Origin of the sequence: Streptomyces sp. NBC_00104, assembly GCF_045160825.1 — a bacterium.
Taxonomy (GTDB): Bacteria; Actinomycetota; Actinomycetes; order Streptomycetales; family Streptomycetaceae; genus Streptomyces.
Map to the genome: position 1 here is coordinate 4,167,907 of NZ_CP108215.1, position 26,120 is coordinate 4,194,026.

Consider the following 26,120-nt stretch of genomic DNA (forward strand, 5'->3'; position numbering starts at 1 on the left):
GAGGCAGTGCTCGCTGAACTCACATGCCGTTCGTCCGCATCGCCCACGGCCGACTCGTGATCAACCCCGGCAGCGTCGGCATGCCCTACGGACGAGCCGGAGCACACTGGGCCCTCCTGGGCCCAGGCGTCGAACTCCGCACCACGCACTTCGACGTCCAAGCCGCGGCCACCCAGCTCAGCCAGGAATCGTCCTACCCCGACATCACCGAATGGGCCGACTACTTCCTGCACGCACGCGCGACCGACGCCGACGCCCTCGCAGCCTTCGCCCCACGCGACGGACGCGACGGACGCGACGGACGCGACGGACGCGACGGACGCGACCACAGGCCATGACCCGCCGCCACTTTCCCAGCGCACGCACGTGCGGCCCCGGGGAGCAGCAGCCGCCCCCTCAGGAAGAAGCCCGCGCCACCAGTTCCGTGGGCAGCATCACCTGGCGTCGCTCCAGCCCCCGGGACACCGCCGGGCGGCGGTCCGCGATCTCGTCGAGGAGGAGGTCGATCATGGCGCGGCCCATTTCCACTATGGGCTGGCGGACGCTCGTCATCGGGGGATCCATGTGGCGGGCGATCGCCGAGTCGTCGTAGCCGACGAGGGCCACGTCGTCAGGTATGCGGCGGCCGGCCTCGCGGAGGACCTGGCGGGCGCCGGCGGCCATCACGTCGGACTCGGCGAAGACCGCGTCGAGGTCGGGGCAGCGGGACAGCAGCTCCGCCATGGCCCGTCGGCCGCCCTCCTCCGTGAAGTCGCCGGGGACGATCAGACGCTCGTCGACCTCGCGGCCGGCGTCCTCCAGGGCCTCGCGGTAGCCGACGACGCGGCGCTGGGCGCCGTAGACGTCCAGGCGGCCGGTGATGGTGGCGATCCGGGTGCGGCCTCGTTCGAGCAGGTGCTCCACCGCCGAGCGGCCGCCGCCGTAGTTGTCGGAGTCGACGGAGGGGAGGGTTTCCAGCTCTGAACGGGGGCCGCTGATGACCGCCGGGATTTCCAGTTGTGACAGCAAATCGGGGAGCGGGTCGTCCGCGTGGACCGAGACCAGGAGGACGCCGTCGACGCGGTGCGCGGCCAGGTACTGGGCCAGGCGGCGGCGCTCCCGGTCGCTGCCCGCGAAGATCAGCAGGAGCTGCATCTCCGTGTCGGACAGCTGGGCCCCCACGCCCTTGAGGATGTCGGAGAAGTAGGGCTCCGCGAAGAAGCGGGTCTCCGGCTCGGGCACGACCATCGCGATCGCGTCCGTACGGTTCGCCGCGAGCGCGCGGGCCGCCGTGTTCGGGACGTAGCCGAGCTCCGCGACCGCCGCCTCGACCGCCGCGCGGGTCGCGTCACTGACCCGGGGCGAGCCGTTGATCACCCGGGACACCGTCCCCCGGCCCACACCGGCCCGAGCGGCGACCTCTTCCAACGTCGGCCGCCCACCGCTCCGGCCCCGTGCTCCGTGGCCTGTCACCATGGTCGCCTCCCGTTCACACCGCGCTGGCGTGGAATCTAACAGTCCTGATCCTCGTACGACGTCCAGGAAGTGGTCATTCGGGTTTCGGCGCCGCCCCGGGACGACGTCGGCGGACCGGGCCCGCCACCGGCGACGGCGTCCCGCCCGGCACGACCGGCACCCCCGGTCGCACACGACCGGTTACACGAGTCCAACGGTGTCGGCGACCGGGAGGCCGGGCCCGGCGGCACCGGTACGGCCCGGACCCCGCCGCCGCCGACGCCTCGAACCCGGCCCCTTCCCGCCGATCTCCGACGACCTCTGAAGCCCCACCCGCCCCACGTCGGCGATTTCCGGGCATGCCCGGCCGCCGATCCCGGGGTTTGTTAACAGCCCGATAACCGAAGACATCTCTCCGCGCTCGCTCCCTTGACACCCCCGCACGAACCGACGACTCTTCAACACATCACTCGTGGGAGCGCTCCCACAGTACCTGGCACTTACACATCCCGCACGTTCCCCGCCCGAGCCGCAGCATGAACAATTGGGCCCAACAACGCAGTTGGCCGGGGGGTCGGCACGTCAGGGCATCAGGAGGACGCAATGCGAGCACGTACCCTCCCGCACTCCCGGCTCCGGTCGGGTGGGGGCACCCGTATCGCCCGCAGGACGCGCAGGACGGTGGCCATAGCGGCCGTCGCGGCGCTGGGCGCCGGGCTGCTGGCCGGCTGTGCCGACGACGGCAAGGACGAGGACGGTTCGTCGTCGGACGGCGGCGGCGGTGGCAAGACCAAGATCACCCTGGGACTCTTCGGAAGCTTCGGCTTCGAGGAGGCCGGCCTCTACGCCGAGTACGAGAAGCTGAACCCGAAGATCGACATCGACCAGACGGTGATCGAGCGGAACGAGAACTACTACCCGCCGCTGGTCAACCACCTCACGACCAACAGCGGTCTGCAGGACATCCAGGGCATCGAGGTCGGCAACATAGCCGAGGTGGTGAACAACTACTCCGACAAGTTCGTCGACCTGTCGAAGTACGGCAAGGAGAGCGACTACCTGCCCTGGAAGTGGCAGCAGGGGACCTCGAAGGACGGCTCGACGATCGGGCTCGGCACCGACGTCGGTCCGATGGCCATCTGCTACCGCAAGGACCTGTTCGAGGCGGCCGGCCTGCCCACCGACCGCGAGGAGGTCGGCAAGCTGTGGACGGGCGACTGGGCGAAGCTCGTCGAGGCCGGCAAGGACTACAAGGCGAAGGCCCCCAAGGGCACCACCTTCATGGACTCGCCCGGCGGCCTGTTCAACGCCATCATCGGCAGTGAGAACGAGCGGTTCTACGACGCCTCCGGCAAGGTCATCTACAAGACGAACCCGGCCGTCAAGAAGGCGTTCGACCTGACGGCCGAGGCGGCCGAGGACGGTCTGGTCGGCAACCAGACGCAGTTCCAGCCGGCCTGGGAGACGACGATCTCCAACAGCAAGTTCGCCGCGATGGCCTGCCCGCCGTGGATGCTCGGCTACATCGAGAGCAAGTCGAAGCCGGAGAGCGCCGGCAAGTGGGACGTGGCCGCGCCCCCGAAGGCCGCCAACTGGGGCGGATCCTTCCTCGCCGTGCCGAAGTCGGGCAAGAACGCCGAGGAGGCCGCGAAGCTGGCCGCCTGGCTGACCGCGCCCGAGCAGCAGGCGAAGCTCTTCGCCAAGCGCGGCAGCTTCCCGACCGCGCAGGCCGCGTACGACCTGCCGGAGGTGAAGGACGCGAAGAACAAGATGACCGGTGACGCCCCGATCGGCCAGATCTACGCGCCGCTGGCCGCGGAGCTCCCGGTGCAGGTGGTCGGCCCGAAGGACCAGATCATCCAGCAGGGCCTGACCGACAACGGCGTCATCCTCGTGACCCAGGGCAAGTCGCCCAAGGAGGCCTGGGAGAACGCGGTCAAGACCATCGACAACAACCTGGAGAAGTGACCGGTCATGGCCACCCGGCACGACACCGCCGCCGCGCCCCCCGTCAAGGAGGGGGGCGCGGCCCCGGCCCGTCCGCCCGTCGAGTCCCCTGAGACGATCAGGAAGCGGGCCCGGCTGTCCCGCCGCTGGCAGCGCGACGTGCGCTGGAGCCCGTACGCCTTCGTCTCGCCGTTCTTCCTGCTCTTCGTCGCGTTCGGCATGTTCCCGCTGATCTACACGGCGTGGGCCTCGCTGCACACGGTGGAGCTGACCGCGCCCACCGACATGGAGTGGGCGGGGCTGCGCAACTACACCCGGATCTTCGACGACGAGTTCTACTGGAACGCGGCGAAGAACACCTTCACCATCGGGATCATCTCGACCGTCCCGCAGTTGATGATGGCGCTGGGCATCGCGCACCTCCTCAACTACAAGCTGCGCGCCTCGACCTTCTACCGGGTCGTGATGCTCGCGCCGTACGCCACGTCGATCGTCGCGGCGTCCCTCGTCTTCGTGCTGCTCTTCGGCCGTGACTACGGCATGATCAACTGGTTCCTGGGTCTGTTCGGCGTCGACAACATCGACTGGCAGAACGACAAGTGGTACGCGCAGTTCGCCGTCTCGTCCATCGTCGTCTGGCGCTGGACCGGCTACAACGCGTTGATCTACCTGGCCGCGATGCAGGCGATCCCGCAGGACCTGTACGAGTCGGCGGCCCTCGACGGCGCCAGCCGCTGGAAGCAGTTCCTCCATGTGACGCTGCCGTCGCTGCGCCCGACGATCCTGTTCACCATCGTCGTGTCGACCATCGGCGCCTCGCAGCTCTTCGCCGAGCCGCTGATGTTCGACGCCAACAAGGGCGCCTCCGGCGGACCCCAGCACCAGTTCCAGACGCTCGGCCTGTACATGTACGAGCAGGGCTGGGTGAACCAGCACCTGGGCCGTGCCTCCGCCATCGCCTGGACGATGTTCCTGATCCTCATCGTGGTCGGAATCATCAACTACGTCATCTCGCGCCGGCTGCGCGCCAGTAGTTAGGAGACCGGCCGTGACGACGACACTCACCAAACCCCCGGCCGACGCGGTACCCGAGCCGCCGAAGAACGGGAAGCGCAAGCGCGGACTGAAGGCGGCGCGCGCGGGCGGGCAGCACCACGCCGGGCCCATCGCTTACGTCATCCTCGCCGTGTTCACCCTCGTCTCGCTGTTCCCGCTGTTCTGGACAGCGGTCGCGGCATCGCGTGACAACGCGCGGCTGGCGGAGACCCCGCCGCCGTTCTGGTTCGGCGCGAACCTCTTCGACAAGCTCGAAGTGGCCTGGAGCGACGCCAATCTGGGCGAGGCGTTCCTCAACACGACGATCGTGGCGGGCGTTTCCTCGCTGACCATCGTCTTCCTGTCCACGATCGCCGGCTTCGCCTTCGCCAAGCTGCGCTTCAGGGGCCGGGGCGCCCTGATGCTGATCGTGATCGGCACGATGATGGTGCCGCCGCAGCTCCAGGTGATCCCGCTGTACATGATGGTCGCCAAGCTCGACTGGACCGACCAGCTCCAGGCGGTGATCCTGCCCTCGCTGGTCAGCGCGTTCGGCGTGTTCTTCATGCGGCAGTACCTGATCCAGGCGCTGCCCGACGAGATCATCGAGGCGGCCCGCGTCGACGGCGCGAGCAGCTGGCGGGTGATCTGGCACGTGGTGTTCCCGGCCGCGCGGCCCGCGATGGCCGTCCTGGGCATGCTGATGTTCGTCCAGACCTGGAACGACTTCCTGTGGCCGTTCCTCGTCCTGACCCAGCTGGGCAACCCGACCGTGCAGGTCGCGGTGGCCGGTCTGGGCCGCGGCTACACCCCCGACCAGGCCCTGATCATGGCGGGCGCGCTGCTCAGCACGCTTCCGCTGCTGCTGGTCTTCGCGATCTTCGGCAAGCAGATCGTGGGGGGCATCATGCAGGGCGCGGTGAAGGGCTGAGGCCCGGGTTCGCTCCCGTACGTCTTCTCACCGGGGGTCGGGTCACCGCCGCCTCGACCCCCTTCCCTCTCTCCCCCCTGTCTGTCCGCCCTTCTCCTTTGTCGGTCCGCCCTTCTCCTTTTCTGCGCCTGTTCCTCTCCCCCCACCCACCTCCGTCGGTCTGAACGACCACCTATGGGAGCGCTTCCATGCCTGAGCCCACAACGCCGGTGACCTTTCCTCCCGCCTTCCTCTGGGGCGCGGCCACCTCCGCCTACCAGATCGAGGGAGCCGTGCGGGAGGACGGCCGTACGCCCTCCATCTGGGACACCTTCAGCCATACCCCGGGCAAGACCGCCGGTGGCGAGACCGGTGACATCGCTGTCGACCACTACCACCGCTACCGCGACGACGTGGCGCTGATGGCGGACCTGGGCCTCAACTCGTACCGCTTCTCCATCTCCTGGTCGCGGGTGCAGCCGACGGGCCGGGGCCCGGCGATCCAGCGCGGCCTGGACTTCTACCGCCGCCTGGTCGACGAGCTGCTGGAGAAGGGCATCAAGCCGGCCGTCACCCTCTACCACTGGGACCTGCCGCAGGAGTTGGAGGACGCGGGCGGCTGGCCCGAGCGCGACATCGTCCACCGCTTCGCCGAGTACGCGCGGATCGTGGGCGAGGCGCTGGGCGACCGCGTCGAGCAGTGGATCACCCTGAACGAGCCGTGGTGCAGCGCGTTCCTCGGCTACGGCTCCGGGGTGCACGCGCCGGGCCGCACGGACCCGGTGGCGTCGCTGCGCGCGGCCCACCACCTGAACGTGGCGCACGGCCTGGGCGTCGCGGCGCTCCGCTCGGCGATGCCCGCCCGCAACTCGATCGCGGTGAGCCTCAACTCGTCGGTGGTACGGCCGATCACGAACTCCCCCGAGGACGTGGCCGCGGCCAGGAAGATCGACGACCTCGCGAACGGTGTCTTCCACGGGCCGATGCTGCAGGGGGCGTACCCGGAGACCCTGTTCGCCGCCACCGCGTCGCTGACGGACTGGTCGTTCGTGCAGGACGGTGACGTGGCGACGGCCAACCAGCCGTTGGACGCGCTGGGGTTGAACTACTACACGCCGACGCTGGTGGGCGCGGCGGACGCGGACGCGAGCGGTCCGCGGGCGGACGGCCACGGGGCGAGCAGCCACTCGCCGTGGCCGGGCGCGGACGACGTGCTGTTCCACCAGACTCCGGGCGAGCGTACGGAGATGGGCTGGACGATCGACCCGACGGGTCTGCACGAGCTGATCATGCGGTACTCGCGGGAGGCTCCCGGGCTGCCGATGTACGTCACCGAGAACGGGGCGGCGTACGACGACAAGATGGACGCGGACGGCCGCGTCCACGACCCGGAGCGCATCGCCTACCTGCACGGCCACCTGCGCGCGGTCCGCCGCGCGATCGCCGAGGGGGCGGACGTCCGCGGCTACTACCTGTGGTCCCTGCTGGACAACTTCGAGTGGGCGTACGGGTACGGGAAGCGGTTCGGCGCCGTGTACGTCGACTACGCCACCCTCACGCGTACGCCGAAGTCGAGCGCGTACTGGTACGGGCAGGCGGCCAAGACGGGGGCGCTGCCGCCGCTGGTGACGACCTCGGCGTAGGGGACGTCGGGGCGTAGAGCCGGGGGCTGGGGAGCCCCCTGGGGAACGGGGGGAACGGGGGTCCGGGGCGCGGCGCGATTAGGGGAGCGCCGCGCCCCGGGCGGCTGTCGTCAGAGCTGTCGGTAGTAGTGCACCGCCGGGAACGGGACGCAGCCGAGGCTCTCGTACAGGGCGCGGGCGGGGGCGTGGAAGGCGTCGCCGCCGGTGCCGATCTCGACGAGCCGCATGCCACGCCCGCGCAGGTCGGCGAAGGCGTGTTCGCACAGGGCGGTGCCCGTACGGTCGCCGCGGTGATCCTTGTCCACGGCGAGCAGCGTGATTTCGCCGTGCCGGCGGGTGAGGTCGGCCTGCCAGGCGACGTAGCCGACGATGACGCCGCTTTCGGTCTCGGCGACCGCGACGTACCTGTGCCGGGCGGGGTCGTGCAGCGTGGGGAGCTGTTGGCGGTAGTCGTCGCGCCAGTCGGCGTGCAGGATGGCGAGGACGAGTCCGTCCAGCGGTGTTCCGAGAGAGTCCTCGAAGAAGGGCCGGAACGTGTCGATGGTGAGCTGGGTCAGTCGTGCCAGGTCGTCCTGGACGCATGCGCGGATGAGCATGGAGTGGGCCTCTCGGTGACTGAGGGAGGAAATATCCGGAGCCGGACACCTCTGGCCCGCCGATCACGCGAGATGTGTCGGTGGGCCGATCCTCAGTGGCGAGTACGCCCGGAAGCGAAGCACTCCATACGCGGCATGCTAGCTGTCCACCGAACGTAAGGACACGACTTATGACCCTGCTGGCCGCCGCCGTCATCGTCCACGACCACGCCGCGGGGCGGGTCGTCCTCCTCCAGCGGGGCGAGAACGCCAAGTTCGCCCAGGGGAGGTGGGACCTGCCCGTCGGGAAGGGCGAGCCGGGAGAGCCCGTCACCGAGACGGCCGTGCGCGAGCTGTACGAGGAGACCGGCCTGACCGTGAAACCGGAGGCGCTGGAGGTCGTGCACCTCATCCACGTGGCCCGGGGCGTCGAGGCGCCGGACGGCTACCTCACCGTCGTCTTCGCCGTCCACGAGTGGACCGGCGAGCTGGAGAACCGGGAACCGCACAAGCACGCCCAGGTCCGCTGGGCCGACACAGGTTCCCTTCCCGAGGACTTCGTCGAGGGCAACGCCGGTGCGCTCCGCGGCTACCTCGCCGACGGTCCCCGGCTGTCCCTCTACGGCTGGGCCTGAGCGCGGGAGGCCGGGGGGTGGGAGTCCTCTCCGGTGGGCGGCAACCGGGGTTGCCGCCCACCGGAGAGAAGCCGGTGCGACCGGCGTCAGCGGGGTTCCCGCACCACCAGCACGTCCCCGGCCGCCACCGTCACCGAGCCGCTGCCGACGCCGACGACAACGCCCTTGCCCGTCAGCAGCTCGGACGCGTCGGCCGCGACCTCGATCTCGGCCGCCGTCTCCCCGTGGTTGATCAGGAAGAGGTAGTCCGCGTCCGGACCCCGGCGCAGGACCGCCTCCACCCCCTCGGGTGTCGTACGGACCGACTCCACGCCCGCGTCCGCGCGGACGCGGTCCAGGAGGGACGCCAGGGTCGACGGGTCCGGGCGGGTGGCCACGTACCAGGCCGTGCCGGAGCCGTACGCGTGGCGGGTCACCGCCGGGACGCCGGTCAGGGGGCCGGAGGCGTACGTCGCGATCGGCTCGGCGCCCGCCAGGGCGACGCGTTCCGACCAGACCTCGGCCGTGGCGCCCTCGCCCAGGCCGCTCAGCCCGACCGTCTCCCCCGCCAGCAACGGGAACAGCTCGTCCGTGCGCACGCCCAGCGCCTCGCGGAACGCGCCCGGGTAACCGCCCAGCCGGACATGGCAGTTCTCGTCCACCGCCCCGCTGTGGAAGCCGACGGCCAGCGTGCCGCCGCCCGACGCGAAGCCCGTCAGGTTCTTCGCGCCCTCGTCGTCCACCAGGTACAGGCTCGGCGCCAGCACCAGCTTGTACGCGGAGAGATCCGCGTCCGGGCGTACGAAGTCCACGGCCACCCCGGCCCGCCACAACGGCTCGTACCAGGCGCGGACCAGGTCCTGGAAGCGGAGTTCGCCGCTCGGCTGGGACGGGAGTTCCACCGCCCACCAGGCGCTCCAGTCCCAGACGATCGCCACCTCGGCGACGCCCGCGCTGCCCCGCACCTCGGCCAACGACCGCAGATCCGCGCCCAGTCGGACCACGTCCCGCCAGATCTGGCTGTCCGTGCCCGCGTGCGGGAGCATCGCCGAGTGCCATTGCTCGGCGCCCGCCTTGGCGGCCCGCCACTGGAAGTACGCGATGCCGTCGGCGCCCCGGGCCACGTGGGACAGGGCGTTGCGGCGCAGTTCGCCCGCCGTCTTGGCCCGGTTGACCGGCTGCCAGTTGACCGCGCCGGTGGAGTGTTCCATCAGGAGCCAGGGGCCGCCCGCCAGCGAGCGCACCAGGTCGCCGCTGAGCGCGATGTCGATCTGGGACTCGGGGTCCGTCGACTGGAGGTAGTGGTCGTTCGAGACGATGTCCAACTCCGGCGCCCAGCGCCAGTAGTCCAGCTTGTCGAAGTTGTACATCACCATGAAGTTGGTGGTGGCGGGGGTGGTGGGGTCCGCCTCCAGCAGCACCTCCCGCTCCGCCTTGCACAGCGACAGCAGCGCGTCGCTGCAGAAGCGGCGCCAGTCCAGCTGGTGGGTCGGGTTGGGGACCGCGCCCGTCGGGCGGGGCGGGATGATCTCGTCCCAGTCGTAGTACCACTGGCTCCAGAACGTCGTGCCCCAGGCGTGGTTCAGCGCCGCCAGGTCGTCGTACTTGGCCCGCAGCCAGTCGCGGAACGCCGCCGCGCTGGTGTCGCAGTAGCACTCACCGTTGTGGCAGCCGTACTCGTTGTGGACGTGCCACATGACGACGGCCGGGTGGTCGGCGTACCGCTCGCCCAGGACGCGGGCGATCCGCAGGGCCGCCTCGCGGTAGGCGGGGCTCGACGGGCAGAAGGTCTGGCGGCTGCCGTACGAGAGGGTGCGGCCGTCCTTGTCGACCGGCAGGGCGTCCGGGTGCTCGACGAAGAACCAGGCCGGCGGAGCCGCCGTGGGGGTCGCCAGGTCGGCGGCTATCCCGTTCTCGTGGAGGAGGGCCAGGATGCGGTCCAGGCGGGAGAAGTCGTACTCGCCCTCGCGCGGTTCCAGCAGCGCCCACGCGAAGATGTTGACGCTGACCATGGTGACGCCCGCCTCACGCATGAGGCGTACGTCCTCGGCCCAGACCTCCTCGGGCCACTGCTCGGGGTTGTAGTCACCGCCGTAGGCGATGCCGGGGACCTTCAGTTCGCGCGCGGTCATCGGGCAACTCCTGTCAGGCTGTCGGCGATGCCCGCGCGGGACAGGCGGTACGGGGTCGCGTCGAGGGCGTAGGCGCCGCTGGGGCTCCAGGACTGCCGGCCCTCCTCGTGGACCCGGGCCGTACCGATGTCCACGGGCACGGAGACCACGTGGGTGAAGGGGTGGTGCACGAAGGCTTCTCTTTCAAAAAGTGGGCCGCCGAACGGGCCGCCGAACGGCCTGTCAGCCCTTGTTGGCGCCCAGGGTCAGGCCGCTGACGAACTGCCGCTGGAGCGCGAAGTAGACGATCAGGGTGGGGATGGCGGTGAGCAGGGCGCCGGCGGCGACCAGGTTGGGGTCGGTGAAGTACTGGCCGGAGAGGTTGTTCAGGGCCGAGGTGATGGGCATGTTCTCGCCGGTGGAGATGAGGACGAGGGCCCAGAAGAAGTCGTTGTAGATCCAGATGGAGAGCAGGGTCGCCAGGGCTGCCATGGCCGGGCGGCACAGCGGCAGCACGATCTGCCAGTACAGGCGCCACACCGACGCGCCGTCGACGAGGGCGGCCTCGGTCAGCTCGTGCGGCAGGGAGCGCATGTAGTTGCTGAGCACGAAGGCGCAGAACCCGGACTGGAAGGCCACGTGGATGAGGACCAGGCCGAGGGCGGAGTCGTACAGCTTGCCGGACACGGTGATGCCGGGGATGTCGATGAGCAGGTACAGGCGGTACAGCGGGGTGATGATGACCTGCTGCGGGAGCAGGTTGCCGGCCGTGAAGACCAGGAGCAGGAAGATGTTGACGCGGAAGTCGAAGCGGCTGACGTAGAAGGCGACCATCGACGACAGGAACAGCGTGAGCAGCACCGCCGGGACGGCGATGATCAGGGTGTTCACGAAGTAGTGCGTCATGTCCGACTGGGTGAACGCGTTCGTGAAGTTGTCCAGGCTCAGCTTGTCGGGCCACGAGACGTAGCCCTTCTCGCTGGTCTCGCCGTACGGGCGCATGGCGGCGTACAGGGCCCACAGCAGGGGCGCCAGCCACGCCAGTGCCGCACCCGCGAGGAAGACGTGCAGCAGGATCCGGGCGGGGCGGACGGGCGTGCGCTCCTTGGGAGCGGCGGTCGCGGCGGTGGTGTCGACGATGGTGCTCACGCTTGCCGCTCCTTCCGGAAGGTCGCGATCAGATACGGGATGATCACGGCGAGGGAGATCACCAGGAGGACGACGGCGATCGCCGATCCGTATCCGATGCGGCTGGACTCTCCGATGATGTTGTTGGTGACGAGGATGGAGAGCAGTTCCGTGCCCTCGGCGCCCTTGTTGAAGACGAAGACGAGGTCGAAGGCGCGCAGGGCCTCGATGATGGTGACGACCAGGACGACGGTGTTCGTCGGGCGCAGGGTCGGGAAGATGACGTTCTTGAACGTCTGCCACTCGTTGGCGCCGTCGAGGGCGGAGGCCTCCCGCAGGGAGGGGTCGACGCCCTTCAGACCGGCCAGGTAGAGGATCATCATGTAGCCGGCGTGCCGCCAGGACGCGGCGATGAGGATGGCCCAGAGGTTGAGGTCCGGGTCGCCGATCCAGTCGATGTAGTGGCCCGGCTCGTTGGCGCCGATCAGGCTGTTGATCAGGCCCGTGTCGGGGTTGTAGATCAGCTGCCAGACGAAGCCGATGACCGCGAGCGACATCACGACGGGCAGGAAGAACGCCGTCTGGTAGACGCGGCTGAACCTGATCTGCTTGTCCAGCTGCACGGCCAGGAACAGGCCGAGCGGCGTGGGGATCAGGATGAGCGCCACGAACCAGATGATGTTGTGCTGGACGGCGGGCCAGAACTGCGGGTTGTTGGTGAACAGTTCCTTGAAGTTCTCCAGCCCGACCCACTTGATCGAGTCGAAGCCGATGCCGTCCCAGGTGGTGAAGGCCAGCGCGATCGAGGCCAGCGCCGTCACCCACACGAGAGCCACGTGCAGGATCGTCGGCAGACCCGCCATCAGGCCCAGCGTGAGCCTGTCCCGGCGGGTGAGGAGCCGCCGGTGCCCCTGGGGCACCTTCGCGGCTTGTGCGGTCTTGGTGACAGGGCCGGAGCCCGGAGGCGGCGTGGCCGCCTCCGGGCTCTCGGTGGGGGTGGTCGTCATGTCAGGAGGTCATCCAGTCGTGAGGACGGTCGATCGTCAGGATGCTCGGTCGTCAGGACGCGAAGATCGTCTTCTTCTGGCGCTCGATGGACGAGAGCAGGCTGTCGACGCCCTTGGGGTCGCGGATGAACTTCTGCAGCGCCGGCTGCATCACCGTGGAGGTGAAGTCCGGGCGGCTGTCGCGGTCCATGAACTGGGTGAGGCTCTTGGCGCCGGAGATCATCTCGTACGCCTTCTTCTGCAGCGGCGAGTACGAGGAGGTGTCGGCCTTGGTGGAGGCCGCCACCACGTTCGGGTCGGCCTTCAGGTAGATCTGCTCGGCCTCGGGGGTGCCGAGGAACTCCAGCAGCTTGGCCGCGCCCGCCTTGTTCTTCGGGGCCTTGCTGAGCATGAAGCCGTCGGTGGGGGCCTCGACGGTGTCCTGGCCGTACGCCGGGTCGATCTCCGGGAAGGCGAAGAAGTCCAGGTCGTCCAGGTCGTCCTTGTTCGTGAACTGCTGGCCCACGAAGGTGCCCAGCAGGTACATGCCGGCCTTCTTCGACGCCAGGGTCTGCGCGGCGTCCTGCCAGGTACGGCCGACGGCGCCCTCCTGGTGGTACGGCAGCAGCTCGGCCCACAGGTCGAAGACCTTGCGCACCTTGGCGTCCGTCCAGGACGCCTTGCCCGCCATCAGCTCGACGTGGAAGTCGTAGCCGTTGGTGCGGAAGTTGAGCTGGTCGAAGGTGCCCATCGCCGGCCAGGCGTCCTTGTCGCCGAAGGCGATCGGGACGAGCTTGTCCTTCTCCATCTGCTTGCAGAGGGCGATCAGCTGGTCCCACGTGGTGGGAACCTCGTAGCCCTTCTCCTGGAAGACGCTCTTGCGGTAGAAGAGCGCCCAGGGGTACGTGTACAGCGGCACGAAGTAGAACTTGCCGTCCGCGCCCTTGCTGAGCTTCTTCATCGCCTCGGGGAAGTTGCCCCCGATCTTGTCCCACACGTCGTCGATCGGGCTGGCGAGGCCCTTCGCCGCGAAGAACTGCATGCGGTAGCCCGCGAACCAGTGGAACACGTCGTCCGGCGTGCCCTGCAGGTAGGTGTTGATCTGCTCCTGGAACGTGTTGTGGTCCTTGGTGTTCACGTCGACCGTGATCCCGGACTGCTTCTTGAAGGCCGCGTAGATCTCGGCGAACGCCTTCTTCGGCACCGCGTCCGACGCGTTGGAGCCGAGGGTGACGGTCTTCGAGTCGGCGGCCGTGCCGCCGCTGCCGCCACAGGCGCTGAGCAGGGGGACTCCAGCGCCGAGTGCCGCGGCCCCGCCTATGCCGCGCAGCAGGGTGCGACGGCTCGGGCCGGGGACGGAGAGACCGGAAGGTGTGAGATGCATGTACGGCTCCCTGGGGGACAAGTCGTTCGGTCTCTATGGCCCTCGCCGGCGACTGATCGAAAACAATCAGAAACCAACTCGACCGAACATCGTGGCCGCAATAACAGCTCTATGTCATGTCATACGTCAAGACTTCTTGTCCCCCTTTGTTGAAACGTAATCCCTGGTTGTCGAAACGTGACCGTCACACACGTGAGCCACGTCACATGGACATGCTCACGCATACGGGACACAGCGACCGCACAAGCCCTCTCGCGACCGAGCGCGTGACGGTGCGCGCGCCTACGGGGAGGCGGAGAGCGCCTTGGTGTGTTTGCGCCGGCGTACGGAAACGCCCCGGTGCCCCTTCCGCCCTGACGCCCTCCCGTCCCTCGCGTCACGACCGTTCAACTGGATCCAGATCCGCACCTCGGTGCCGCCCAGCACCGACGACCCCAGGCGCACATCGCCGCCGGTCGACTCGGCGAGTCGACGCACGATGTCGAGGCCCAGACCGGTCGAGCCGTCGCTGCCGGAGCCGCGGCCCCGAGCCATGGCCGCCTCGGGGTCGGCGATGCCGGGGCCGGCGTCGGAGACGAGAACGATCACCGCGTCCTCGCCGTTGTGAACGTCGACAGCGAACGCGGTGCCCTCCGCCGTGTGCCGGAAGACATTGCCGAGGAGGGCGTCCAGGGCAGCGGCGAGGTCGGCCCGGGCGACGGGTATGCGGACCGGGCGCTCGACTCCGGCCACCCGCCACTTGCGGCCCTCGTCCTCCGCGAGCGCCGACCAGAACGCCATCCGCTCCCGGACCACCTCGGCCGCGTCGCACCCGGCGCCGGGCCCCGCCACCGCGGTCTGCGGCTTGGCCTCCCGCGCCGTACGGATGATCGTGTCGACCTCCCGCTCCAGCTGCTCGACCGCCGCCCGCGTCTGCTCGGCGGCCGGCCCGTCGCCGAGCGAGGCCGCGTTCAGCCGCAGCACGGTCAGCGGTGTCCGCAGGCGGTGCGACAGGTCTGCCGCCAACTCCCTCTCGTTCGCCAGCAGCTGGACCACCTGGTCGGCCATCGCGTTGAACGCCACCGCCGCCAGCCGCAGCTCCTTGGGCCCCTTCTCCGGTACCCGCGCGCCCAGTTGCCCCTCCCCCAGTTCGTGCGCGCTCTCGACCAGCCGCCGCGCGGGCCGGACCATACGCACCCCGAGCCGGTCGGCCACCGCGACCGAGCCAACGATCAGCAGGGCGCCCACCCCGGCGAGCACCGCCCACGCCGTGGCGACCCCGTTGCTCACCTCCGACTCGGGCACATACACCTCGACGACCGCTATCTCGCCGGAGCTGAGCGCGGTCGGCTGGAGCAGCGTGGACCCGCCCGGCACCTCGGTGGTGGAGGCCCGGCCCAGCTTCCGCACGGTCACGATGTCCTCGTCCAAGGCCCGCTGCCGGCCCAGGTCGAGCGCGGCGGACCCCGTACCGTCCGCCGGTATGTGGACCGCCATCCCGTCGTCCGACCCGGCCGAGGCGACGACCCGCTCCAACTGCTCCCGGTCGGTGGTGATGGAGAGCGCCGGGGCGATCGCCGCCGCCTCCCGCTCGGCGCCCGAGAAGGCCCGGTCCCGCGCCATCTCCTTGACGACCAGCCCGAGCGGCACCGCGAACGCCACCACGACCATCGCCGTCACCGCCAGACACACCTTGACCAGTGCCCACCTCATGGCCGCGCCCCCGCCCCGGGTGGCTCCAGCTTCACGCCGACCCCCCGCAACGTGTGCAGATAGCGCGGCTTCGCCGCCGTCTCCCCCAACTTCCGCCGCAGCCACGACAGATGCACGTCGATGGTCTGGTCGTCCCCGTACGACTGCTGCCACACCTCGGCCAGCAGCTCCTTGCGCGGGACGACGACGCCGGGCCGTCCGGCGAGGAAGGCGAGCAGGTCGAACTCGCGCCGGGTGAGGTCGAGTCGTACGCCGTCCAGCTCGGCCTGGCGGCGCAGCGGATCGATCGCGAGGCCGCCGACGCGGATGACCGTGGACGGCGGTGCCTCCCCGGCGAAGGCGCGGGAGCGGCGCAGTACGGCCGCCATCCGGGCGGACAGGTGCTCGACCGAGAACGGCTTGGTCAGGTAGTCGTCCGCGCCCGCGTTCAACAGGCGGACGATCTCCGTCTCGTCGTCCCGCGCGGTCGCGATGATCACCGGGACGTCCGTGATGCCGCGCAGCATCTTCAGTGCCTCCGAGCCGTCGAGGTCGGGCAGCCCGAGGTCGAGGATGACCACGTCGAAGCGGACATGCGCGACCTCACGCAGCGCCTCCAGGGCCGTACCGACGCTGCGCACGGTGTGTCCGGCGTCCGTCAGATGCCTGATCAGCGCCGAGCGTACGAACTGGTCGTCCTCGACCACGAGCACACGTGCCATGCGCCGCACCGTACGCCAAACGGGACGGGCCGGTCGGGGCCTGTGGACAACTCACGCGGCCGCGACACCTCCGGGGCCCGTGGGGCAGTATGGCCACGATGCGCAGAGGACTTCTCCCCGTACTGGCCTGGCTGCTCGCCACGGGCGCGGCGGTCACGCTGACGTGGTGGGGTGTGCACACGGTGATGACCGGCACCGCGTACGACCCGCCCCGCGCCCTCCCCATCACGGCCGCCGACGCACAGGCCCAGGGTGCCCCCGCGCCGATCACCGCGACGGCCCTCCCGGAGCCGACGCGGAGCACGAAGGCACCGGAGACGGACGACAGCGGCGAGCCGTCCAAGTCCCCTTCGCGTTCCCGGCAGCCGTCGAGGTCCGCCAAGCCCAGCCCCGGTCCGAGCACGGGCACGGGCACGGGCACGGGCACGCCGCGCGACTCGGGTGAGATCAAGGGATACGACACCGAGGGCGGCCGGGTGGTCCTCTCGCTCGGCGCGGATGACGCGACCCTCGTGTCGGCGACACCCGGCTCGGGCTGGTCGATGCAGGTGTGGAAGACGGAGACGTGGATCCGCGTCGACTTCGCCGCCGGTGCGGACCGGGTGTCGGTGTTCTGCACCTGGCACGACAGCGCGCCCCGGGTTGACGTCCAGAACTTCTGAACCTCCGGGGACCGGTGGCCTCAGCGGAACGCCGACGGCGGCGGGGCCGGCGAGGCCACCGCCGCCGCGTCCCTCACCGGCACCGCGCCGCCCGTGAAGTCGATGAGCGCGTGGCCGTGTTCGACGCGGCCGGGGTGCGGGTCGGAGGCGGCGCGGCGGGTCAGTTCGGCGACGGGGAGCGGCCGGTCGGAGGCGACGAGGACCGCGTTGCCGAATCGTCTGCCCCGCAGCACGGTGGGGTCGGCGACCAGCGCCAGTTCCGGGAAGACGACGGCCGCGGTGGCGATCTGGCCGCGCAGATGGGCCAGCGGCGGGCCGTCGGCGAGGTTGGCGGCGTAGCACCCGCCGGGCTTCACCACCCGCCGTACCTCCGTGAGGAATTCCGTCGACGTCAGGTGCGCCGGGGTGCGCGCCGCGCTGAACACGTCCGCGATCACCAGGTCCGCCCATCCGTCCGGCACCTTCGCGAGCCCCTCGCGCGCGTCCGTCGACCGCACCCGTATCCGCGCGTTCGGGTCCAACGGAAGCTCCCGCCGGACCAGTTGGACGAGGGCCGCGTCACGCTCGACGACCTGCTGGGTGGAGCGGGGCCGCGTGGCGGCGACATAGCGGGCGAGGGTGAAGGCGCCCCCGCCGAGGTGCACGGCGTGCACGGGCCGCCCGGCCGGGGCGACGAGATCGATCACATGGCCGAGCCGCCGCTGGTACTCGAAGGAGAGGTACGCCGGATCGTCGAGATCGACATGCGACTGCGGCGCCCCGTCGACCAGCAACGTCCACGCCCGGGACCGGTCCCGATCCGGAAGCAGCTCGGCGAGCCCCCCGTCGACCTCCTCGACAACGGCGTCGGCCCCTTGCCCGCGCCGCCCCTGCCCCTTCTTCGCCCTGCCCATTGACCCATTATCGGCCCGGACGAAGAGGGGCGCGCCGCGCGGGGCACGACCCCGGCGGGCCGCGGGCCCGTCTTCGAGGGGCGCGGGGCCGTGGCATATGCGGCTCCGCCGCGAGGGCGTGATCGGCCACGACGAACCCGCGGCCGCCGACGAACAGAACCCCCTACGACGACCGGGCCACACTCACCGACAGTTGTCCGCGGCCTCGATCAACCGCGCCGCCTCGCCCAGCGCCGCCCGCAACACCGTCGGATCGGTCGCGAGGTCCGCCTCCCCCGGCGGAAGCAACCAGTCCGAACCGTCCGCGGGAACCAGCACGGCCCCCCGGCCGTCGCTGTGCGTGCACGTGCTCCCCGGCACGTCCCACGCGTCCGCCGTACCGGGCGGCACCAGGAACCCGAGGGTGTCGCAGGTGTCGTCGTGCAGGACGGGCCCGACCGTCATGACGGGCCCCACCGCGTCGAGAGCCCCCCGGCGGAGGATGTCGACCGCCTCCAGCCCCTGCCGCGCGGGCACGGTCACCAAGTCGCACTCGGAACGGGGTTCGAGGTTCTTCATCGGGGCCTCCCACGCCTACCAGCCCCCTGCCCAACGCGCCAGTCCGTCAACGGCTACGGCGAAACTGCGCCGCAAAGGATGGCAGTTCATGGCAGATCCAGGATGAGATATCCGGTTTGTAGCCAAACCTCGCGTGGGGGCACCGACGGGGCCGGTACGTTCTTGCCCCGCCGGACACAGCGGAACCAACCGTGCAGCACGCACACAAGTCCTCCTGAATCCGGCATGGTTCGACGGTTCGCGAGAGAGGGCCCGGCCATGACGTCGTCATCGGTGACCTCGTCCCAGTTCCCCCGTCCACAGCGGCCGAACCTCGCCCTCAGGCAGCTGCGCGGGCAGCGTTCGCCGGGCGAGTTCGCCGCGGCGGTACGGCGGGCCGCGCGTGAGATCGGCGAGCGGGTGAGCTGTGACGCGCGCTACGTCGGACGGGTCGAGGCGGGCGAGATCCGCTGCCCCAACTACGCGTACGAACGGGTGTTCCTGCATATGTTCCCTGGCCGGACGCTGACCGACCTGGGGTTCGCGCCCCGCGCGGAGGTACGCGGTCGGGGGGCGCGCCCCGCCGACGAGGCGCCCTCCCCTCGCAACGAGAGCCGCTCTCACCCCTCACCCGGAGTGAGGGGTGAGACGGAAGAGGCGTATGAGCCGTATGACACGCAAGAGACGTACGACATGCAGGACCCGCGGGGCGACACGGTCCATGTGCACGGCCGGCGGGGCACGCAGGAGACGTACCAGAACCACGAGGAGAGCGACGTGCAACGTCGCGCGTTCATGACCGGAGGCACCGCCGCGATGGCGGCCGCCTCGCTCGGCCCCTTCGCCCCGGGCGGCGCGGCCTCGGCCGCGGGCCGTCCCGTGCACCGGGCGGGTACGGGGGAGGCGGGGGCCCTCGAAGCGGCCGTACGCAAGATCCGGCTGCTCGACGACCGGCACGGGGCGGACGGGCTGTACCGCAGGGCCTCGGCGCCGCTGCGGGCGGCCTACGCGCTGCTCGACGCCGGCACCACCCGGCAGACCACCGCCGACCGGCTGTACTCGGGGGCGGGGGAACTGGCCATCTCCGTGGGCTGGCTGGCCCATGACTCGGGACGGTTCGACGACGCCCGCTCGCACTACGCGGAGGCCCTGGCCACGGCCCGGATGTCGGGGGACCCGGGACTGGAGGCGCACGCGTTCTGCAACACGGCGTTCCTCGCGCGGGACGCGGGCCGGCCGCGTGAGGCGGTACGGGCGGCGCAGGCCGCGCAGCGGGTCGCCCGGCCGCTGGGGTCACCACGGCTGATGTCCCTGCTGGCGCTGCGGGAGGCGGGCGGCTGGGCGGGGCTCGCCGACCGCACTGGGTGCGAACAGGCGCTGGCCCGGGCGCACGCCCTGTTCGGGCGGGGGACCTCCGAGGCCGACCCGGAGTGGATGAGCTTCTACGGGGAGGCCGAGCTGGAGGGCCTGGAGGCGCAGTGCTGGTCCACGCTGGGCGACTGGCCCCGGGCGGCCCGGCACGCGCGCCGGGCCGCCGGCCTCCAGAACCCGCACTTCACACGCAACATCGCGCTCTACACCGCCGAGCTCGCCGACGACCTCGCGCGCGGGGGGCGGCCCGACGAGGCCGCCGCGGCCGGGATGCGGGTCCTCGACCTCCTCGACGAGGTCCAGTCCTCCCGCGTCCAGCAGATGCTCGCGGGCACGGCTCGCGTGCTGCTGCCGCACCGCCGGGCCGCGGGGGTGTCGGCGTTCCTGGAACGGCACGCGGGGGCCGCGCGGACCGCGTAGTTCGAAGGGCACCCGGGGTTGCCGCCGGGCGAAGGTCGGTCTCGCTCACCGGCGCCTGTCGGGTGCCGCCGCCCCTCCCCCGGCGCCCCCATCGCCCCCGGCGCCCCCGGCGGCACGACTGCCCGCAGCCATGCCGGGCGGCCGATGATGATCAGCCCGCCAGGTGCCCCGTGTCGTTCCAGGACTCGATCGCGGGGTCGCCGTAGGCCCAGCCCAGCACCGACAGGGACGTCGGGTTGAGACGGATACGGGCGGCGAAGCCGAGGTCGAGGCCCAGCCAGCGCGCGGCTATGGAGCGCAGGATGTGGCCGTGGGCGAAGACGAGCACGTCGCGTTCGGCGGAACGCGCCCACGCCACCACCTCGTCCGCGCGCGCGGAGAGCTGCCGCAGGGTCTCCCCCTCGGGGACACCGTCGCGCCACATGAGCCAGCCGGGGCGGAAGTCCTGGATCTCGGCGGGAGTCAGTCCCTCGTACGCCCCGTAGTCCACCTCCATGAGCGTGTCCCACTCGGTGGCCCGCTCGCCGAAGCCGGCCAGTTCGCACGTCTCACGCGCGCGGGAGAGGGGACTCGTCCGGACGTCGACACCGGGCAGCCCGTCCAGGGGTGCCCGGTGGAGGCGCTCCCCGAGGAGCTTGGCACCGCGTCGGCCCTCGTCGAGGAGGGGGATGTCCGTCCTGCCGGTGTGCTTCCCGAGCAGGGACCATTCCGTCTGTCCGTGCCGGGCCAGCAGGATGCGCGGTGCCATGAGCGACCTTTCCAGGGGCCTTCTGGGAGAAGGAAGAATTCGGAGGCGAACCGTTCCATCATCGCTCACGCTGTCGGGGGGCAACCCGAGAGGCGATCCCAGCGTCTTGGACATCGTCTTGCACTTGGGCCACAGCAGCACCACACACAGGTGAACATCGCCGCACGCAGATGGGGGAGGACGTTCGGATGCCGCAGATCGAGGCGACCGAGGCACCGGTTACCAGAACGACCGGCGCACCGGTTACCGAGGCGGCGCCCACCCGGCCCCGCTGGTGGACCGAGCTGCCGCTGATCCTGCTGGTGTACGGGGCGTACTCGGCCGGCCGGCTGCTCGCCCGCGGCGACACCTCCCACGCCGTCGACCACGGCCTGGCGCTCCTGCGGATCGAGAAGGCCCTGTGGCTCAACGCCGAGCATCCGCTGAACCGTCTGTTCACCCGTGAGCCCTGGATCGGGATCCCCGCCGACTTCTGGTACGCGTCGCTGCACTACCTGGTCACGCCCGCGCTCCTGGTGTGGCTCTTCCGGTCCCGCACGGTGCGCTACCGCGCCGCCCGCACCTGGCTGCTGACCTCCACCTTCATCGGCCTCATCGGCTTCACCCTGCTCCCGACCTGCCCGCCCAGGCTGCTCGACCCGACCCACGGTTTCGTCGACACCATGGCCCACTACAGCTCGTGGGGCTGGTGGGGCGGCGAGGCCAGCGCGCCCCGCGGCCTGGGCGGGATGACGAACCAGTACGCGGCGATGCCGAGCCTGCACGTCGGCTGGGCCCTGTGGTGCGGTGTGATCCTCTGGCGCTTCGGCGGCGGCTCGCGTCTCGTGCGGACCGCGGCCGTCGCGTACCCGCTGATCACCACGATCGTGGTGATGGGCACCGCGAACCACTACTTCCTCGACGCCGTGGCGGGCGCCGCCGTGATGGGGGCGGGCCTGCTGCTGACACCGCTGGTGCTGCGGACCGCGGACCGGTGCCGGGCCTCCCTCGGCCTCGGGACGGCGGCGGAGGGCCGGTTCGGCGGCGGCGACCGACGGCGCGCGGAGGAGCCGGTCGCTCCTGCCACGGTCGCCTCTCGTGCCTCGGTTTCCCCGATTGTCAGTGGAGGGTGCCAGACTTCCCCGGGTGAGCGAATTCCACGGCAGCGGATCACCGGACCCGAGCCGGGTGCCGCCCCCTCGGAGGCAGGGGACGGCGCTGCGGCAGCGGCTCGCTGAGCTACGCGGCCCCGAGGTCCCACCCAAGGCGCTGGACGCGCGCGCCCTCGCCGCGCTCGCGGCCAACCCGGGCTGTGAGCGCCGCGCGCTGCTGGACGGCGCGGGCGTGAACAAGGCGGTCCTGGCGGACGCGCTCGGCTCGCCCTCCGCCTTCGGCCAGTCCCAGTTCGCCTTCATGCGGGGCAACGCCTTCGAGGCCCGCGTCAAGGCCGACGGCGGCGCGGAGTTGCTGCGGCTGGTGCACGAGAGACTGGACCCCGGCGCCGAGCCGCCCACCTCGGCCTCGGTCCCCGACCTCACCGCCGTGGGCCCCGAGGGCCGCGCCGCCCGTACGGCACTGGCGTTGCGCGACGCCACGGACGCCGGCGGCTGGGCGCTGCTCGACCACCCCATGCTCGCGCTCGACGTCGCGGGCTCCCCCGCCTTCCTGGAGCCGGACGCGGTGGTGGTCCACCCGGACGGCACCTGGTCGGTCGTCGAGATCAAGTCCTTCCCGATGCTGGACGGTTCGGCGGACCCGGCGAAGGTGGGCGCGGCGGCCCGCCAGTCCGCGGTGTACGTGCTGGCGCTGGAGGAGGTCGCCGCCCGGCTCGGCGGCGACGCCCGCGCGGGCGCCCCCGCCCCGGAGGTCCGCCACCGGGTGCTGCTGGTCTGCCCCAGGGACTTCACCAACCTCCCGACGGCCGCCGCGGTGGACGTCCGCAAGCAACGGGCGGTCACCCGCCGCCAGTTGGCGCGACTGACCCGTATCGAGGAGATCGCGGACGCCCTCCCCGAGGGCACCTGCTTCGCCCCGGAGCTGCCGCAGGAGCAGCTGACGACCGCCGTGGAGACGCTGTCCGCCAGCTACGCCCCCGAGTGCCTCGCCGCCTGCGAGCTGGCCTTCCACTGCCGGAGCCGCTCCCGCACGGAGGGCGCGGTGACGTCCCTGGGCCGCGCCACCCGCGCCGAACTGGGCGGCCTCACGACGGTCGACGACGTCCTGGCGGCGGCCCACGGCCACGCCGGCGACCCGGACGATCCCGCCGTGGCCGCGCTGCGCAGAGCGGCGGAGCTGCGGGCCGAAGCACTGGGCACCGCGGGCGCGCCCCGGGAGGATGCCGCGTGTCGCTGATCGCCACCCTCGCGCGCCTCGAAGCCGTCAGCACGGGCCGCGCCCAGCCCGCCGCCACCGTCCTGCACCGGCATCTGTCGGACCGCCCCCTCGTCCTCGTGCCGCTCACCACCGCCGGTGAGGCCGGGGCCCCGCTCGGCGCGCTCGTCGGCACCGACCGGGACGCGCCCCGGCTGCTGGTGGTGCCGCAGCCCCGTGACCGTGACCTGCGGTTCGCGTTCCTCGCCGAGCTGGCGGACATCGTGCTGCCGTACGTGGACTCCTACGCCGACGTCGTGGAGGCGGCCGAGCGCGGCGAGACCGACCCGGAAACCGGCAAGCGCGTCAAGGTCGAGGTCGAACTGTGCGCGGACGCACCCCAGTTGATCCTGCCGAGCCGGACGGGCATCGACCTCGTACGGCTTCTCGGGCGCTCCATGCGGTTCCGGCGCACCGCCGAGCAGGACCCGGAGGCACCCCATCCGGCGCCGCCGCGTGTGCCGTTGCTCGGGCGGTGGCTCACGCACTTCGGGGAGCGGGCGCGGGTGCCGGGCTCCTCACTGCTGCTCGCGCTCACCGACCTGTTGTCGCGGCACTACGCGACCGGCCAGTCGGGCGTGGAGGACCAGCACCTGGGGTCGCTGCTCGCCTGGATCGACCCCCCGGAGGGGGAATCGGGCGAGGTGGCGGCGCGGCGGGCCGAGTTGGCGCGGGACGCCGAGGGCCAGTTGCTGTGCCCGCCCGCCGGGCCCGCGACCGATCCGGCGTTCGACAACAAGCTGCTGGCCCCGGCCATCGAGCGGTACGACCGGGCGCGGCTCGCCCTGGCCGCCGCCGAGGACGGACTGGAGGCCGACGACCGGCTGGGGGCGCTGACCGCCGCCGAGCGGGAGATCCGCGCCCTCGTCGAGAGCCGCACCCGGCCCACCTGGGACGCCGTCTGGCACGGCCTCGACCTGCTGCGCGCCCTGCCGGAGGGCGCCCACGCGGCCGACCGGTGGACCCGCGACCGCTGGTCCTTCACCGGCCACCGGGACCGGATCGTCGCCGGGGAGCCCCCGCAGCCCCGCCTCGACGACGCGGTCACCGCCGCGAACAAGCTGGCCGCGCGCGAGCGTGAACAGGCCCGTCTCGACGCCCAGGAGGCCCTGGACGACCCGCTCGTCATGGCCGGGCGGCGGCTGGCCGGGGAGGCGTTCGCCGGGGAGGTCACGGACGTCGTCATGGCGTACAGCGAGAGCAAGCGGCCCAGCCCACGGCCGCTGGTCACCGTACGGACCGAGGACCGGCCGCATCTCGGGGAGCGCGCGAAGGTGTACCGCTCGCTGGGCGGGAAGCCGCAGACGGCGGAGTTCGTGGGGTACGAGGAGGACGGGACCGGCGGGCACGACGGCGGGCTCCTCGTGCTGCGGATCACGGACAGGATGGGGCGGGGCAAGGAGCCGGAGGCGGGGTCGGTCCCCGAGAAGGGGGACCTGCTCTGCTTCACCCTGTTCGAGCACGACCAGCGGGGCGGGGCGAAGCTGCCGGACCCGGAGGAGACACCGTGGACGCACGGCGGGCCGCCGGGTGAACCCGACGCCGTACCGCTGCCGGACCCGGTGACCGAGGAGGACGTCCTATGAGCCCCGCCGAGGCCGTGCTCGACCCCGGGGCGGCGGCCGGCCGCGCCACCGACGCGATCCTGCGCGACACGCTGCACGGCGACGCGCGGGGCGTCGTCGTCGACTCGCCGCCCGGCGCCGGGAAGTCGACGCTCGTCGTCCGCGCCGCGCTCGAACTGGCCTCCGCCGGACGCCCGTTGATGGTTATCGCGCAGACGAACGCACAGGTCGACGACCTGGTGATCCGGCTCGCGGAGAAGGAGCCGGACCTCCCGGTCGGCCGGCTGCACAGCAGCGACAGCGACCCGTACGACAAGGCGCTGGACGACCTGTCGAACGTACGCAAGTCGACGAAGGCGGCCGATCTGGCCGGGCTGGACGTCGTGATCTCCACGGCCGCGAAGTGGGCGCACGTCAAGGGGGTCGAGCCGTGGCGGCACGCGATCGTCGACGAGGCGTACCAGATGCGGTCGGACGCGTTGCTGGCCGTGGCGGGGCTCTTCGAGCGGGCGCTGTTCGTGGGTGACCCCGGGCAGCTGGACCCGTTCGCGATCGTGGGCAGCGAGCAGTGGGCGGGGCTGTCGTACGATCCGTCGGCCTCGGCGGTGACGACCCTGCTGGCCCACAACCCCGAGCTGCCGCAGCACCGGCTGCCGGTGTCGTGGCGGCTCCCGGCGTCGGCGGCGCCCCTGGTCTCCGACGCGTTCTATCCCTTCACCCCCTTCCGCAGCGGTACGGGGCACGGCGACCGGCGGCTCGGGTTCGCGGTGCCGTCGGACGGATCGGGGCCCGACCGGGTCATCGACGAGGCGGCCGAGTCGGGGTGGGGGCTGCTGGAGCTGCCCGCCCGGCACACGCCACGGACCGATCCCGAGGCGGTCCGGGCCGTCGCGCGGGTCGTGCGGCGGCTGCTCGACCGGGGCGGGGCGGCGACCTCGGAGCGGTCCGAGGAGCCCGTGCCGCTGACCGCCGACCGGATCGCCGTCGGTACGGCCCATCGCGACCAGGCCGCGGGGGTGCGCTCCGCGCTGGCCGAGCTGGGTGTCGCGGACGTGGTCGTGGACACGGCGAATCGGCTGCAGGGACGGGAGTACGACGTCACCGTCGTCCTGCACCCGCTGTCGGGGCGCCCCGACGCGACGGCGTTCCACCTGGAGACCGGGCGCCTGTGCGTCCTCGCCTCCCGGCACCGGCACGCGTGCATCGTCGTCTGCCGTGCGGGCGTGACCGATCTCCTCGACGACCACCCGTCGACCGAGCCGGTCCAACTGGGCGTGACCGTGAAGTTCCCGGACGGCTGGGAGGCAATGATGACCACAATGGATCATCTGTCCCACCACCGGGTGTCGTGGCGGCCGTAGCGTGGAGCGGCCCCTCCCGCGCCAGGCAGGGAGCCGCTGCTCACATCACTCGGG

The 26,120-nt window shown here is 71.4% G+C and carries 23 protein-coding genes and 1 pseudogene; 12 read left to right on the forward strand and 12 right to left on the reverse strand.

Annotated elements, in window-relative coordinates:
• Positions 1 to 17 precede the first annotated feature (17 nt).
• Positions 18 to 338, forward strand: a pseudogene (locus OG272_RS18245) (metallophosphoesterase); the annotation flags it as partial.
• Positions 339 to 396: 58 nt separating this feature from the next.
• Here OG272_RS18245 and OG272_RS18250 read toward each other — a convergent pair.
• Positions 397 to 1,452 (reverse strand): LacI family DNA-binding transcriptional regulator, encoded by a 1,056-nt coding sequence (locus OG272_RS18250; RefSeq protein WP_326585813.1) that lies wholly within the window; start codon positions 1,450 to 1,452, stop codon positions 397 to 399.
• Between the two features lie 585 nt (positions 1,453 to 2,037).
• Here OG272_RS18250 and OG272_RS18255 point away from each other — a divergent pair.
• From OG272_RS18255 to OG272_RS18270, 4 genes are all read left to right on the forward strand, one after another.
• Positions 2,038 to 3,402 (forward strand): extracellular solute-binding protein, encoded by a 1,365-nt coding sequence (locus OG272_RS18255; protein ID WP_327729574.1) that lies wholly within the window; start codon positions 2,038 to 2,040, stop codon positions 3,400 to 3,402.
• A gap of 6 nt (positions 3,403 to 3,408) precedes the next feature.
• Positions 3,409 to 4,419, forward strand: coding sequence for a sugar ABC transporter permease (locus OG272_RS18260; protein ID WP_327729573.1), 1,011 nt, complete (start codon positions 3,409 to 3,411; stop codon positions 4,417 to 4,419).
• Between the two features lie 10 nt (positions 4,420 to 4,429).
• Positions 4,430 to 5,347 (forward strand): carbohydrate ABC transporter permease, encoded by a 918-nt coding sequence (locus OG272_RS18265; RefSeq protein ID WP_327729572.1) that lies wholly within the window; start codon positions 4,430 to 4,432, stop codon positions 5,345 to 5,347.
• A 188-nt stretch (positions 5,348 to 5,535) separates the two neighbouring features.
• A complete protein-coding gene (locus tag OG272_RS18270) occupies positions 5,536 to 6,969 on the forward strand; it encodes a GH1 family beta-glucosidase (RefSeq protein ID WP_327729571.1) in 1,434 nt (477 codons plus the stop codon).
• A 110-nt stretch (positions 6,970 to 7,079) separates the two neighbouring features.
• On the opposite strand, the gene OG272_RS18275 is transcribed toward OG272_RS18270, so the two are convergent.
• Entirely contained in the window at positions 7,080 to 7,565 is a 486-nt protein-coding gene (locus tag OG272_RS18275; RefSeq protein ID WP_405894056.1) for a GNAT family N-acetyltransferase, read from the reverse strand.
• Between the two features lie 170 nt (positions 7,566 to 7,735).
• Here OG272_RS18275 and OG272_RS18280 point away from each other — a divergent pair, with 170 nt between their 5' ends.
• The gene (locus OG272_RS18280; RefSeq protein ID WP_405894058.1) at positions 7,736 to 8,179 is read left to right on the forward strand and encodes an NUDIX domain-containing protein; all 444 of its coding nucleotides are present in this window, start codon (positions 7,736 to 7,738) and stop codon (positions 8,177 to 8,179) included.
• An 86-nt stretch (positions 8,180 to 8,265) separates the two neighbouring features.
• Here OG272_RS18280 and OG272_RS18285 read toward each other — a convergent pair whose 3' ends face one another.
• The 7 genes from OG272_RS18285 to OG272_RS18315 form a co-directional block, all read right to left on the reverse strand.
• Positions 8,266 to 10,290, reverse strand: coding sequence for a beta-galactosidase (locus OG272_RS18285; protein ID WP_405894060.1), 2,025 nt, complete (start codon positions 10,288 to 10,290; stop codon positions 8,266 to 8,268).
• Positions 10,287 to 10,460 (reverse strand): hypothetical protein, encoded by a 174-nt coding sequence (locus tag OG272_RS18290; RefSeq protein WP_326585994.1) that lies wholly within the window; start codon positions 10,458 to 10,460, stop codon positions 10,287 to 10,289. Before OG272_RS18290 ends, OG272_RS18285 begins: the two co-directional genes overlap by 4 nt.
• A 52-nt stretch (positions 10,461 to 10,512) precedes the next feature.
• Positions 10,513 to 11,418, reverse strand: coding sequence for a carbohydrate ABC transporter permease (locus OG272_RS18295; RefSeq protein WP_327729566.1), 906 nt, complete (start codon positions 11,416 to 11,418; stop codon positions 10,513 to 10,515).
• Positions 11,415 to 12,404: a sugar ABC transporter permease gene (locus tag OG272_RS18300; protein WP_326582572.1), complete on the reverse strand. Its 990-nt coding sequence runs from the start codon at positions 12,402 to 12,404 to the stop codon at positions 11,415 to 11,417. The genes OG272_RS18295 and OG272_RS18300 overlap by 4 nt, the downstream gene beginning before the upstream one ends.
• 52 nt (positions 12,405 to 12,456) lie before the next feature.
• Positions 12,457 to 13,767, reverse strand: a complete 1,311-nt coding sequence (locus tag OG272_RS18305) for an extracellular solute-binding protein (RefSeq protein WP_327729565.1) — start codon at positions 13,765 to 13,767, stop codon at positions 12,457 to 12,459.
• 282 nt (positions 13,768 to 14,049) lie between these two features.
• Positions 14,050 to 15,459, reverse strand: a complete 1,410-nt coding sequence (locus OG272_RS18310; RefSeq protein ID WP_327729564.1) for a HAMP domain-containing sensor histidine kinase — start codon at positions 15,457 to 15,459, stop codon at positions 14,050 to 14,052.
• Positions 15,456 to 16,160: a response regulator transcription factor gene (locus OG272_RS18315; protein ID WP_326582569.1), complete on the reverse strand. Its 705-nt coding sequence runs from the start codon at positions 16,158 to 16,160 to the stop codon at positions 15,456 to 15,458. Before OG272_RS18315 ends, OG272_RS18310 begins: the two co-directional genes overlap by 4 nt.
• Before the next feature lie 98 nt (positions 16,161 to 16,258).
• On the opposite strand from OG272_RS18315, the gene OG272_RS18320 reads away from it, so the two are divergent.
• Positions 16,259 to 16,822, forward strand: a complete 564-nt coding sequence (locus OG272_RS18320; protein ID WP_405894063.1) for a hypothetical protein — start codon at positions 16,259 to 16,261, stop codon at positions 16,820 to 16,822.
• 20 nt (positions 16,823 to 16,842) lie between these two features.
• Here OG272_RS18320 and OG272_RS18325 read toward each other — a convergent pair whose 3' ends face one another.
• Together OG272_RS18325 and OG272_RS18330 are read right to left on the reverse strand one after the other, a co-directional pair.
• Entirely contained in the window at positions 16,843 to 17,715 is an 873-nt protein-coding gene (locus OG272_RS18325) for a fused MFS/spermidine synthase (protein ID WP_328223166.1), read from the reverse strand.
• 183 nt (positions 17,716 to 17,898) lie between these two features.
• Entirely contained in the window at positions 17,899 to 18,273 is a 375-nt protein-coding gene (locus tag OG272_RS18330; RefSeq protein WP_326582566.1) for a hypothetical protein, read from the reverse strand.
• 258 nt (positions 18,274 to 18,531) lie between these two features.
• Here OG272_RS18330 and OG272_RS18335 point away from each other — a divergent pair, with 258 nt between their 5' ends.
• On the forward strand, positions 18,532 to 20,043 hold the full coding sequence (locus OG272_RS18335) for a hypothetical protein (protein ID WP_328507116.1): 1,512 nt from the start codon (positions 18,532 to 18,534) through the stop codon (positions 20,041 to 20,043).
• Between the two features lie 151 nt (positions 20,044 to 20,194).
• On the opposite strand, the gene OG272_RS18340 is transcribed toward OG272_RS18335, so the two are convergent.
• Complete coding sequence (locus OG272_RS18340; RefSeq protein WP_326582564.1) at positions 20,195 to 20,791, reverse strand: histidine phosphatase family protein; 597 nt, start codon at positions 20,789 to 20,791, stop codon at positions 20,195 to 20,197.
• Between the two features lie 188 nt (positions 20,792 to 20,979).
• Here OG272_RS18340 and OG272_RS18345 point away from each other — a divergent pair, with 188 nt between their 5' ends.
• Genes OG272_RS18345 through OG272_RS18360 form a run of 4 tightly spaced genes read left to right on the forward strand, consistent with a single transcriptional unit; the run spans position 20,980 to position 26,066 of the window.
• On the forward strand, positions 20,980 to 22,008 hold the full coding sequence (locus tag OG272_RS18345; RefSeq protein ID WP_326582563.1) for a phosphatase PAP2 family protein: 1,029 nt from the start codon (positions 20,980 to 20,982) through the stop codon (positions 22,006 to 22,008).
• Positions 21,959 to 23,122, forward strand: a complete 1,164-nt coding sequence (locus tag OG272_RS18350; protein ID WP_405896032.1) for a hypothetical protein — start codon at positions 21,959 to 21,961, stop codon at positions 23,120 to 23,122. Before OG272_RS18345 ends, OG272_RS18350 begins: the two co-directional genes overlap by 50 nt.
• Positions 23,113 to 24,726, forward strand: a complete 1,614-nt coding sequence (locus OG272_RS18355) for a hypothetical protein (RefSeq protein ID WP_326582562.1) — start codon at positions 23,113 to 23,115, stop codon at positions 24,724 to 24,726. Before OG272_RS18350 ends, OG272_RS18355 begins: the two co-directional genes overlap by 10 nt.
• The gene (locus OG272_RS18360) at positions 24,723 to 26,066 is read left to right on the forward strand and encodes an AAA family ATPase (protein WP_405894067.1); all 1,344 of its coding nucleotides are present in this window, start codon (positions 24,723 to 24,725) and stop codon (positions 26,064 to 26,066) included. Before OG272_RS18355 ends, OG272_RS18360 begins: the two co-directional genes overlap by 4 nt.
• Positions 26,067 to 26,120 lie beyond the last annotated feature (54 nt).